Genomic DNA, 11,010 nt, shown 5'->3' with positions numbered 1-11,010 from the left:
CATCGGCGGGCGTAACCTGGCGGATGTTTTTAGAACCAAACGCCGGGCGCATTTCCCGCTCTATGCCTTTTTTTACTTGCTGGGCGTAGTGGGGAGTCCAGCGGGGTTGGTGCTTCTCCCACCACTCCAGAGCGATAGACTCGAAGGAATCTTCCTGGCTACGCCGTGAGCGGTCGCGCTCTTCCTGCTGCAATGCTTTGGGATCGATACCCTGGCTAGCGTTATGCTTCACAGCGTCCCGCTGCTGACGCGCCTCTTTTAGCGTGACTTGCGGGTACTGCCCGGGCGTATAGAGATTCTCTTTTCCGTGTAGAAAATAGCGAATGCGCCAATACTTTTTACCACTGGGACGGACATCGAGGTAAAGACCGTCTGCATCTGGAATGCGATACGGCTTAGCAGCGGGCAAAGCCTTGCGGGCCTTGGTATCTGAGATCGGCACCTGGGTAACGCTCTCGTGAAAATGAGTGTACTGATAGTGTTACCCAGGATATTACCCAGGTCTAGGCCTAATTTATGTGGAGTCTTATGGAGTGATATGTAGAACTGGCGAGGCGTCTAGCGGGGTCGGTTTCGCTTCGTGGAGTTATATACAGTACTATGGAGGGTAGTCGTGATTATCCAGCATCACCACTTTTTGCGCTGACTGTTCCTGTGATGGCTGTTTATGCACCGACTGAGCTTGCGCCATTGCCCCACTTACTCCGTTGTGTCATTTCGACCACAGATTAAACCGTTAATGGAGTGATGATACCGCAACCGAGCACTCCCTTGCAGGGGTTAAGTGTCAACCAGCCCCCTCCCCTTTAGACCACCAGCGCTATGGGCGATAAATCACAGCTTTGGGGATGCCACACCGATGCCGCGAATAAGAAACCGTTCAGCCAGTCATAAGGCACGCTATGCTTAGGAGTGTAATACTATTCAGCATAGTGGCACTTTTCACTTGAGGGAATCCTCCCTTGGGTAATACTTCTTGCGGCCTCGCATTGCAGTGGAACTGGCAACGGGCCACCGCAGTCTTTATTATCTGCCGTCTTTTTCGATAGTTTTTTTAGCCAGTTAGGAGCGTGGGATGTCAAAGTGGTTTACCTGGGTGTGGGCGCTCTTATTCGTCGCGCTGATAAGCGCTGCGCCAGCTTATGCCAACACAACGCTGCGCGTAATTGCCTCCTTTTCAGTCATGGAGGAGCTGGTCAAACGAGTGGCGGGTGACACTGTCAGCGTCAATGTCATTGTGCCACGGGGAGAAGATGTTCACCGCTGGGAGCTAACCCCACCCAACGTACTGGCGTTAGAAGAGACGCATATTGTGTTTTATAACGGGCTTGGACTAGAGCCTTGGATACGCCATGTTGAGGCGATGTCTGACGACCGGCTAACGCTAGTGGAAGTGGCTAAAAAGGCCGACTATACGCCGCTGACGATTTCCACCGGGCAGTATAAAGGCGAGCCAGACCCGCATATGTGGATGGATCCAGAGGGCGCTGCAGCCTACATCGATGTCATTGCTGAGACCCTGGCCGAGCATCTACCCGAGCAAGCCGATGCGTTTTATACCCGCGCTGATGAGGCACGCAAGGCGCTGAACAATCTTAACCAAGCGGTAAAAGAGCGGCTTGAAGGTATTCCACAAACTAACCGCACATTACTAACCAGTGAGGCAGGTTTTGGTTATTTTGCCCGCGCCTACGCCTTTGATGCTCAAGGGGTGTGGGGGGTTAACCACGAGACCCAAGGCAGCGCCCAGGCAATGGCCAAGATCAGCGAACAGCTTGCCGAGAAACGCCCCCCTGCGCTGTTTTTTGAAAGCACTACACCTAGTATCCATATGGACGCCCTGTCCCGGGAGGCTTCACTGCCCCTAGCAGGTCCGCTGTATGTCGACTCGCTGAGCGGTGAAGATGGCCCCGCTGCCAACTACGCGGACATGCTGCGCCATAACGCTGAAGTGATGCATACCGCGCTAGGGGGCGCCACGGCCGAGTAAGCGACCGACCAAGCCTAGTCAATGACCTTTGTCGGTCGAGGTGCGTTCAACAGCAACTCAGTTAACGAACTGAGTACTAGGTCGGGATGGCTATTCTCTATCGGCTCCCCATGGTTATAACCATAGGGCAGCGCCAGAGTAGTAAAGCCTGCCGCCTTTCCAGCCGCCATATCGTGACGTGAATCGCCGACCATCACACATTCAGTTGGCGGTATTTGGCAATAGTGCGCAGCGTGAAGCAGCGGCAATGGGTGGGGCTTCTTTTCGGCCAAAGAATCACCGCCGAGACATAGGGTAAAATAGTTCAGCAGCTCGAAGTGATTTAACAGCGGCTCAATGAAGCATTCGGGCTTATTGGTAATCAGCACCAGGGTCAGACCTTGCTGGTACAGCGCCTCTAGGGCTTGCTTTACGCCAGGGTAGAGTGTTGTCAGGGCATTAGGTGCAGCGCCGTAGTGCCCCATAAACGCATCATAGGCGCGCTGTTGCAGGCTAAGTTCTGGCGGGGCTTGCAACGCCCAGGTCAGAGCTCGTTCCACTAATACCGGCGTGCCATTGCCCACCCAATCCCGTACCTTTGTCTCATTCGGCTCAGGTAAATCCAGCTCGCTTAACGTGCGTGCCACGGCGGCGGCAAGGTCGGGCACTGAATCGATCAGCGTTCCGTCCAAGTCGAAGGCAATTAGCCGTTTTCCCTGTAGCACTGGGTGTCGTTCTGAGTAGTGACTTGGATGTATTTTCAATGCGCTCTGCCCCATTTTGATTTAAAAACCATTTTACCTGCTCAAAGCAAACGTTCGCATTAGTCAGACGCATCAGAACCTTCTATGCTGGGGCTAATTTAGTTAAGGAGGTAGTGATATGCCCACTCCCAGAATCGTGGTTGTCGGCGCCGGTGCTGGCGGCTTAGCCCTTGCCACACGATTAGGCCGCACCTTGGGTAAGCGCAAACGCGCAGAAATTGTGCTGCTAGACCGCAATACCACCCACGTATGGAAACCGCTGCTCCACGAACTGGCCACCGGTGTACTGAACTCCAGCATGGACGAGGTGGATCTTCGCGGGCATTCATCGGCTCACTTCTACCGTTATCAGCGCGGTTCGCTAACCGGCATTAATCGCGAGCAACAGACGCTGCAATTAGCGCCGATTCATGATGAAGATGGGCAAGAGGTACTACCCGCCCGCGAGCTTGCCTATGACTATCTGGTCATGGCCATAGGCAGCGTTTCCAACGATTTCGGCACGCCCGGCGTGGCGGAGCACTGCCACTTTATTGATTCGCCCGAGCAGGCCAAGGCGTTCCAGCGCGATATGATCAACACCTTTCTGCGCTATACCGACCCCAACCTACGCCAACATACTCAGTTAACCATTGGTATCGTCGGCGGCGGTGCAACAGGGGTAGAGCTTGCGGCCGAATTATTTGACGCTTCGCGCATGCTCAATGCCTATGGGGTGACGTCCGTTGACCACCAGCAAATCAGCGTACACCTACTGGAAGCGGCGCCGCGCTTGCTTCCAGGGCTTTCCGAGCGGGTCAGCCAAACTGTCAAAACAGAGCTTGAGAGCATGGGCGTAACCGTCCATACCGACACCGCCGTTAAAGAAGCTCAGGCGCATCAGTTGATCACCGGTGACGATGAAGTGATCAAAACCGATATCAACGTGTGGGCAGCGGGTATCAAAGCGCCGCCGTTTTTGGCGGAGCTAGGCCTGACAACGAATAAGAAAAACCAAATTGAAGTAAAAAGCACCCTACAAAGCGTCGATGATGAGGAAATTTTTGCTCTAGGCGACTGCGCCAGTTGCCCGATGGGTGAAAGCGGCACGGTGCCTCCTCGCGCCCAGGCTGCTCACCAGCAGGCTAAGCTGCTCGCCAAAAACCTGGTCAATAAACTGGAAGGCAAACCGCTAGCCGATTTCCGCTATCGCGATCACGGCTCGCTGGTATCGCTGGCCCGCTACGATGCGGTAGGTAATTTGATGCGCAGCTCCGCCTCCCGCGGCCTGTTTTTAGAGGGCTGGCTGGCTCGCCAAGCCTATGCATCGCTCTACCGCATGCACCAGCTCTCTATTCATGGGGCGCCGAAGACGGGGCTGGCCTGGCTGGTCGATAAGCTTAATCGTTACTTAAAACCGCGCATGAAATTGCACTAAACGACACTCGACACTGACTTTTTACTTGGCCAGCGCCGCTCGCATCTGCTTGATCACCGTGTCATAGCCGTGCGGGTCGCTGGCTTGGTGGGCGCTGAAAATGGCGGAACCTGCCACAAAGGTATCGGCGCCCGCTGCGGCGATCTCGGCGATGTTATCCACTTTCACCCCACCGTCGATTTCCAAGCGAATAGGCCGTCCTGACGCATCAATACGCGCCCGCGCTTCACGCAGCTTGTCCAGCGTGCCGGGAATAAAGGATTGCCCACCAAAACCTGGGTTGACGCTCATCAGCAGCACCATATCGACTTTATCCATCACATAGTCGAGATAGGAGAGCGGCGTGGCCGGATTAAATACCAAGCCGGCTTTGCAGCCACCATCACGGATCAACTGCAGCGAGCGATCAACGTGCTCAGACGCTTCCGGGTGAAAGGTGATATAGCTGGCGCCCGCCTCAATAAAGTCGCTGATCATGCGGTCTACCGGTTTAACCATTAGGTGCACGTCGATGGGCGCCGTGACGCCATGCTTACGCAGCGCCTTACACACCATGGGCCCGATGGTCAGGTTGGGCACATAGTGATTATCCATGACGTCGAAGTGCACCACATCCGCGCCTGCAGCCAGCACGTTATCCACCTCCTCACCCAGCCTGGCAAAGTCAGCCGATAAAATAGAGGGGGCAATCAAGAAATCCTGCGCAGCGGTCATATTCCATTCCTGCTTATCAATCAGTAGACGAAGTGTAGACACTCGATATACCCGCGAGTGTGCAGGCAAGAGAGCAAAGCCAAGCTGCTATCTTATCAGAGCCGCTTAACAGAACCACGTATACGCGTCGCGCATCTCATCACACACATATTCTTAAATAGAATATAAAGCATGATTGTAATTCCACATTGATAGATTTAACCTTGCCAATATCGCGATACTAAGCGCTTACTGTTTTTAAGGAGTTTCTCTATGGCACTGCCAACAATTTTCCGCCGCAGCCTGATTGCCATTGCGTTAGGCGTTACGGTAAGTGGAACCGCCGCCGCCCAAGAGCGTGAACTACTCAACTCGTCTTACGATATCGCTCGCGAGCTGTTTGCTGCGATCAACCCTGAGTTTCAAGCCTGGTGGCAGGAAGAACACGGTGAAGAGATTGCCATTAGCCAGTCTCACGGCGGCTCTTCCGCACAAGCCCGTGCCATCCTTCAGGGCCTACGTGCCGATGTGGTGACCTTTAACCAGGTGACCGACGTGCAGGTACTCGCCGATGCTGGACTGGTGGCCGAAGATTGGCAGGATGCGTTTGAGAACAATGCCTCCCCCTACTACTCCACCACCGCCTTCCTAGTGCGTAAAGGCAACCCTAAAGGAATTGAGAGCTGGGACGACTTAGTCAAAGAAGATGTACAGATGGTCTTCCCCAACCCGAAAACCTCGGGTAACGGTCGTTATACTTACTTAGCCGCCTGGGGCTTTGCCGAGAACGAGTTCGATGGCGATGAAGAGCAAATCGAAGAGTTCATGCGCACCTTCTTAGCCAACGTAGCGGTGTTTGATACCGGCGGTCGTGGCGCAACCACCAGCTTTATCGAGCGTGAAATTGGCGATGTACTGATTAGTTTCGAGTCTGAAGTCAACAACATTCGCAAAGAGTATGGCAGTGACGACTACGAAGTCATCGTGCCACCCGTTAGCATTCTGGCAGAGTTCCCCGTTGCCGTTGTTGGTGAAAACGCAGAGCGCAACGGTAACAGCGATTTGGCCCAGAACTATCTTGAGTACCTCTACACAGAAGAAACTCAACGCCTACTGGCAGGCTTCAACTACCGAGTGCATAACGAAGCCGTGGTCGAAGAGTTCGCCGACCAGTTCCCGGAAACCGAACTGCTTGAAGTAGATGAAGTGTTTGGTAGCTGGGATGAAGCCATGGAGACCCACTTTGAGGGTGGTGGCCTTCTCGACCAGTTACAGCGCCGCTAATATTCACTCATGAGCCAGCCTGAACTATGAGTCAACTTGCCTCCTGGCGAACCGGCAGCACCCGCGTGCTGCCGGGTTTTGGCCTTTCTATGGGTATCAGCGTGCTGTTTATCTCGCTGGTGCTACTACTCCCTATTACGGGCCTGTTCGGTCAGTTAGCGGAGCTTAGTTTTGCCCAATACTGGGCGATCATCACCGAAGGACGCGTGGTTGCCAGCTATATGGTCACCATTGGCGCGGCAGCCGTTGCAGCGATTATCAACGCCATATTTGGCTTATTGCTGGCGTGGGTGTTAGTTCGCTACGAGTTCCCTGGCAGGCGCTTACTCGATGCCTTAATGGATCTCCCCTTCGCGCTACCCACCGCAGTGGCAGGCATTACGCTGGCAACCCTTTATGCCAGTAGCGGCTGGATGGGTGGATTGCTGGAGCCGCTAGGGTTTCAAGTCGCTTACACCTGGGTGGGCATCGCCCTGGCTATGGCCTTTACCAGCATCCCGTTTGTAGTGCGCACAGTGCAGCCGGTGCTGGAAGATATGCCAGTGGAAGTCGATGAAGCCGCTATGTCATTGGGTGCTACCGACGGCGTGGCCTTTCGCCGCGTGATCTTGCCGCATATCTGGCCTGCCTTGGTGACCGGCACTGGGCTGGCGTTTGTTCGTTCGCTAGGCGAGTTCGGAGCGATCATTTTTATCGCCGGTAATATGCCTTACGAAACAGAAATCACCGCGCTGATGATTTTCGTCAAGCTGCAAGAGTATGACTATGCGGGGGCCTCGGCGATTGCTTCAGTGGTGCTGTTTGTCTCGCTGGCGCTGCTACTGGCCATTAATATTTGGCAGGGCCGCTTTGTGCGCCGTCTGCATGGAGGTAAGGGATAATGCGTCGAATTGGTGATGCGCCGCTTATCCGGCGCCTGCTGATAAGTGCCGCTCTGGTGCTGTCAGCACTGTTTTTACTGCTGCCGCTGGTGGCCATTTTTGCCCAGGCATTCTCCCAGGGCGTTATGGTTTTCTGGTCGAACGTCAGTAACACCTTCACCCTGCACGCGATTGGTCTGACGCTGATGATTGCGCTACTAACCATTCCCGTGTGCCTGGTATTTGGCGTTGCCCTGGCGTGGCTGGTCACGCGCTTCAGCTTTCCTGGGCGGCGCATTTTGCAAACGTTGATCGATATCCCCTTTGCGGTCTCTCCCGTTGTCGCGGGTCTGATTTACCTGCTGCTGTATGGCCGCAACGGCTGGATCGGCACTTGGCTGGACGGCCATGATATTCAGCTGATGTTTTCTTGGCCGGGCATCCTCATGGTGACTATTTTTGTTACCTGCCCCTTTGTGGCCCGGGAACTGATCCCGTTGATGCAGGCCCAAGGCTCCCGTGAAGAAGAAGCAGCCGTGACGCTTGGTGCTTCCGGATGGACGACCTTCCGGCGCGTCACGCTGCCCAACATCCGCTGGGCACTGCTGTACGGCGTTATCCTTACCAACGCCCGTGCGGTGGGGGAATTTGGGGCTGTTTCAGTGGTTTCCGGCGCTATACGCGGCAAGACCAATACGCTACCACTGCACCTTGAGCAGCTTTATCAGGATTATAATGCCGTAGGGGCGTTTGCCTGCGCGGCGCTACTCGCCTTTATTGCCCTACTGACGCTCGCCGCCAAGGCCGGGCTGGAATGGCGCGCAGCGCGCCGGGAGGCATTTGCATGAGCATTCACTTACATAACATCGCTAAGCACTTCGGCACTACCCAGGCGTTAGAGCCGATCAACCTGGATATTCACGAAGGCGAGCTAGTCGGCCTGCTTGGCCCTTCGGGCTCGGGCAAAACGACGCTGCTGCGGATTATTGCCGGCTTGGAAAATGCCGACCGCAACGCACAACCCAGCAAGATTTTGTTTGGCGACCGCGACGTGACCAATGTACATGTGCGCGACCGGCGAATTGGCTTTGTTTTCCAGCACTACGCGCTGTTTCGCCATATGAGCGTCTACGACAACGTGGCCTTTGGCCTGACCGTGTTGTCGCGTAAACGCCGCCCCAGCAGCGGTGAGATTCGCACCCGGGTGTTTAGGCTACTTGAAATGGTCAAGCTGGAGCACCTCGCCAACCGCTACCCTGCTCAGCTTTCCGGCGGCCAGCAGCAGCGAGTATCGCTAGCCCGCGCCTTGGCAGTGGAACCGGAAGTACTGCTGTTGGACGAGCCTTTTGGCGCACTTGATGCCAAAGTGCGCCAAGAGTTACGCCGCTGGCTGCGCCACCTGCATGACGAGTTCAATTTCACCAGCGTCTTTGTCACCCACGACCAGGAAGAGGCGCTGGAGCTTTCCGACCGCGTCGTAGTCATGAGCAACGGCCGTATTGAGCAAATTGATACTCCCGATGAGCTCTACCGGGAGCCCAAAAACCGCTTTGTGTTTGAGTTTTTAGGCGATGTGAACCATCTGGAAGGCAAAGTGACCAACGGCGTACTTACCTGTGGCGATGCCTATTGGCACGTGGATCTACCCGATGGCCATGAAGAGCTGCTGCTACGCCCCCATGAAGTGCGGCTAACCGAGCAACCCACCTCTGAGAGCCATCTACCGGTCACTATCACGGCGATCTCACCGGTGGGCGCGGAAGTGCGCGTGGAGCTAGAGGCGGATTGGCTCGCCCAGCCTTGGCTGGCTACCGTGCGCCATACTGACTTTGAGCACTTGGCGCTACGCCGCGGGCAACGCTTATTCGCCCACCCCCGCCACTGGCGACGCTTTCCCAACGCTGAGTCGAAAGCGACGGAGCAAAGCCGCGTGGCATAAAGCTGCTGAAGCGCTAGCTGCCCTAAATGGAGCAGCTAGCGTTGACGTTTCATCGCATTAGCTCAAAAACGCATTTGCCTAAAGGTCAGGCTCACACGTGGCTCAACATCTTTCTTGGTTTTAGGCAGGCTATGTAGCCAATTTTTCTGTGTGGTGCCTTTCATAATTAACAGACTGCCGTGCTCTAGATTAAGCGACACGCTCTCCCCTGTTGGCTTATGTTTAAACGAGAATTTCCTTGCGCCGCCTAGGCTCAACGCCCCGATTGATCCACTCTCAACAAGGTCTTTTTCGGCGTCACTGTGCCAGCTCATGCCTTCATCGCCTGAGCTATAAAAATTACCCAGACACGAATTAAACATCTCCCCGCAGTGGCTCTCCACCACCTGCTTAATCTCTCGTAAAAAATCAGGCCATACTAACGCCATCTTTGCATATCCTGAGTATGTATAGGAAACCGGCTTATCCGCATACCAGGCTATTTTCCTCTTTGTAACGATCTCTTTGCCGTAAATAAACGCACGATCATGCTCCCAGGTTAATTCGCTTAGGCACTTATCCAGATACATATCGGCGGTAACTGTATCCAAGACTTTACCGTGGTAGTAAACCTCACCATCCCTTGGAAGCAGATTAATCAACTTCATATCGTCGTTTTCAAACAGATCCATTTTCACCCCTCTAATGCCCGAAGCCGCGGAAAGCGGCGCCAGCCGCCCCGTGGCACGAAGCCAACCCCGACGCCTCAAACCATAAGCCTTCACATTCCGGTTTAAAAACACGTAACAAGAGCAAGAAACGGGTTTTTTCGATGCTATCAAAAGCCAATACTGCATTGCCATGGAGTAAAAAACCAAGAAACACCCTGACCACTCCAGATAAAAAACTTAAAAAAACCAACCATCACTTAGCGGCTTGAGGCTAAGAGAAAATCTTGAAAAGGGACATAAAATGAGAGCAATAGACTATATACGACTGCTGTCGCTAGCCGCTATCTGGGGAGCAAGCTTCCTTTTTATGAGAATCGCCTCACCGGCGATAGGTCCAATCAACACAGCATTTTTTAGAGTCTTTTTTGGCCTCATTGGTTTGGCTTTTATCATCGTTATCATACGTAAAAGCCTGGCGTTCAGAGGCAAACTAGGCAAAATTTTGATTTTGGGTGCTATAAATTCAGGCATCCCATTTCTTATGTACAGCATAGCAGCAACACTACTACCTACTGGCTATTCAGCGATTCTAAATGCGACAACGCCTTTAACAGGTGCCATGATTGGCTTTTTTATCTTTAGCGAGAGTTTAACTATAAAAAAATGGCTGGGCGTAACGCTAGGAATTGTTGGCATCACTGTTATCACCACTGTGGGTGACTCAAGTATCGTTGGCAACATCTATATTGGCGTGGCTGCCTGCATGATAGCCACTATTGGTTACGGCTTTGCTGGCTTTCTTACCCGCAAGTGGATAACCCAACAGGGTGGCCTGGATTCAACGCTGGTTGCGTTTGGCAGTCAAATAGGCGCTACCGCTTTTCTCAGCCCTTTTTTGCTTTGGAATATTTCATCTGGCCCCAGTATCGACTGGCTTCAAGGTGATGTGTGGATCAGCCTGTTCGCAGTCGGCTTTTTATGCACCTCCCTCGCTTATATCCTTTATTTTAGATTGATTGCCGACATTGGGCCGTTACGGTCACTCACCGTTACATTCTTGGTGCCACCCTTCGCTGTGTTATGGGGCTTTTTAATCCTTGATGAAACGATTTCCAGCGGATTCTTACTTGGCTCTTTGATCGTTTTACTTTCCGTTTGGCTAATCGTGAGTCCCGATTCTCAAAAAAACAGCCTAACGAGCTAGGGTTTGTACGAAAAGTCGGCGAGCAAAGACTAGACAAGGCAAAAATCAACGAGAAAGCGGAGTTTACGGGGTGTAAATGAGCATTTCGAGGCGATTTTTAACGCGGTATTGTCGAGCGCAGGCAGTTTTCGTACAAAGCCTAGCTTGTTTCACTGCTTTCTCATTCACAACGGTGTGCAAAGGCAATATACAGTGAGACATTGGAAGTGATTGAGCAAAGCCGCATCGCC

Annotated in this window: 11 protein-coding genes; 7 read left to right on the top strand and 4 right to left on the bottom strand. The window is 53.5% G+C overall.

What is annotated here, in order from left to right; genetic code table 11:
* Window positions 1-442: tyrosine-type recombinase/integrase (locus tag HALA3H3_RS17205; RefSeq protein ID WP_144410435.1), on the bottom strand; the 442-nt coding region annotated here is incomplete at its 3' end.
* Window positions 443-1,075: 633 nt separating this feature from the next.
* On the opposite strand from HALA3H3_RS17205, the gene HALA3H3_RS17200 reads away from it, so the two are divergent.
* Window positions 1,076-1,990, top strand: coding sequence for a metal ABC transporter substrate-binding protein (locus tag HALA3H3_RS17200; RefSeq protein WP_022522808.1), 915 nt, complete (start codon window positions 1,076-1,078; stop codon window positions 1,988-1,990).
* Window positions 1,991-2,004: 14 nt separating this feature from the next.
* Here the strand turns inward: HALA3H3_RS17200 and HALA3H3_RS17195 are convergent, their stop codons facing one another.
* Window positions 2,005-2,748 (bottom strand): phosphoglycolate phosphatase, encoded by a 744-nt coding sequence (locus HALA3H3_RS17195; RefSeq protein WP_022522807.1) that lies wholly within the window; start codon window positions 2,746-2,748, stop codon window positions 2,005-2,007.
* Window positions 2,749-2,851: 103 nt separating this feature from the next.
* Here HALA3H3_RS17195 and HALA3H3_RS17190 point away from each other — a divergent pair, with 103 nt between their 5' ends.
* Window positions 2,852-4,150, top strand: coding sequence for an NAD(P)/FAD-dependent oxidoreductase (locus HALA3H3_RS17190; RefSeq protein ID WP_022522806.1), 1,299 nt, complete (start codon window positions 2,852-2,854; stop codon window positions 4,148-4,150).
* 21 nt (window positions 4,151-4,171) lie between these two features.
* Here HALA3H3_RS17190 and rpe read toward each other — a convergent pair whose 3' ends face one another.
* The gene (gene rpe, locus HALA3H3_RS17185; RefSeq protein ID WP_022522805.1) at window positions 4,172-4,864 is read right to left on the bottom strand and encodes a ribulose-phosphate 3-epimerase; all 693 of its coding nucleotides are present in this window, start codon (window positions 4,862-4,864) and stop codon (window positions 4,172-4,174) included.
* A 252-nt stretch (window positions 4,865-5,116) separates the two neighbouring features.
* Here rpe and cysP point away from each other — a divergent pair, with 252 nt between their 5' ends.
* The 4 genes from cysP to HALA3H3_RS17165 are packed head-to-tail and all read left to right on the top strand — an operon-like array spanning window position 5,117 to window position 8,926.
* A complete protein-coding gene (gene cysP, locus HALA3H3_RS17180) occupies window positions 5,117-6,127 on the top strand; it encodes a thiosulfate ABC transporter substrate-binding protein CysP (protein WP_022522804.1) in 1,011 nt (336 codons plus the stop codon).
* A gap of 26 nt (window positions 6,128-6,153) precedes the next feature.
* Window positions 6,154-7,008, top strand: coding sequence for a sulfate ABC transporter permease subunit CysT (gene cysT / locus HALA3H3_RS17175; protein WP_022522803.1), 855 nt, complete (start codon window positions 6,154-6,156; stop codon window positions 7,006-7,008).
* Window positions 7,008-7,835 (top strand): sulfate ABC transporter permease subunit CysW, encoded by an 828-nt coding sequence (cysW, locus tag HALA3H3_RS17170; protein ID WP_022522802.1) that lies wholly within the window; start codon window positions 7,008-7,010, stop codon window positions 7,833-7,835. Before cysT ends, cysW begins: the two co-directional genes overlap by 1 nt.
* Entirely contained in the window at window positions 7,832-8,926 is a 1,095-nt protein-coding gene (locus tag HALA3H3_RS17165; RefSeq protein WP_022522801.1) for a sulfate/molybdate ABC transporter ATP-binding protein, read from the top strand. Before cysW ends, HALA3H3_RS17165 begins: the two co-directional genes overlap by 4 nt.
* 62 nt (window positions 8,927-8,988) lie before the next feature.
* Here HALA3H3_RS17165 and HALA3H3_RS17160 read toward each other — a convergent pair whose 3' ends face one another.
* A complete protein-coding gene (locus HALA3H3_RS17160) occupies window positions 8,989-9,597 on the bottom strand; it encodes an alpha-ketoglutarate-dependent dioxygenase AlkB family protein (protein WP_022522800.1) in 609 nt (202 codons plus the stop codon).
* Window positions 9,598-9,877: 280 nt separating this feature from the next.
* Here HALA3H3_RS17160 and HALA3H3_RS17150 point away from each other — a divergent pair, with 280 nt between their 5' ends.
* On the top strand, window positions 9,878-10,780 hold the full coding sequence (locus HALA3H3_RS17150) for a DMT family transporter (protein WP_022522798.1): 903 nt from the start codon (window positions 9,878-9,880) through the stop codon (window positions 10,778-10,780).
* The last annotated feature ends 230 nt before the right edge of the window (window positions 10,781-11,010 follow it).

The sequence above is a fragment of the Halomonas sp. A3H3 genome, assembly GCF_000982975.1.
Taxonomy (GTDB): Bacteria; Pseudomonadota; Gammaproteobacteria; order Pseudomonadales; family Halomonadaceae; genus Vreelandella; species Vreelandella titanicae.
Note: the sequence above shows the minus strand (reverse complement) of the source record. Positions and strands in the feature narration are given on the sequence as shown.

What these genes read in the sequence shown, in the direction of transcription:
- rpe (WP_022522805.1), bottom strand. Translation starts at nt 4,864, where the DNA reads ATGACCGCTGCGCAGGATTTCTTGATTGCCCCCTCTATTTTATCGGCT.
- cysT (WP_022522803.1), top strand. Translation starts at nt 6,154, where the DNA reads ATGAGTCAACTTGCCTCCTGGCGAACCGGCAGCACCCGCGTGCTGCCG.
- HALA3H3_RS17190 (WP_022522806.1), top strand. Translation starts at nt 2,852, where the DNA reads ATGCCCACTCCCAGAATCGTGGTTGTCGGCGCCGGTGCTGGCGGCTTA.
- HALA3H3_RS17150 (WP_022522798.1), top strand. Translation starts at nt 9,878, where the DNA reads ATGAGAGCAATAGACTATATACGACTGCTGTCGCTAGCCGCTATCTGG.
- cysW (WP_022522802.1), top strand. Translation starts at nt 7,008, where the DNA reads ATGCGTCGAATTGGTGATGCGCCGCTTATCCGGCGCCTGCTGATAAGT.
- HALA3H3_RS17160 (WP_022522800.1), bottom strand. Translation starts at nt 9,597, where the DNA reads ATGGATCTGTTTGAAAACGACGATATGAAGTTGATTAATCTGCTTCCA.
- cysP (WP_022522804.1), top strand. Translation starts at nt 5,117, where the DNA reads ATGGCACTGCCAACAATTTTCCGCCGCAGCCTGATTGCCATTGCGTTA.
- HALA3H3_RS17165 (WP_022522801.1), top strand. Translation starts at nt 7,832, where the DNA reads ATGAGCATTCACTTACATAACATCGCTAAGCACTTCGGCACTACCCAG.
- HALA3H3_RS17200 (WP_022522808.1), top strand. Translation starts at nt 1,076, where the DNA reads ATGTCAAAGTGGTTTACCTGGGTGTGGGCGCTCTTATTCGTCGCGCTG.
- HALA3H3_RS17195 (WP_022522807.1), bottom strand. Translation starts at nt 2,748, where the DNA reads ATGGGGCAGAGCGCATTGAAAATACATCCAAGTCACTACTCAGAACGA.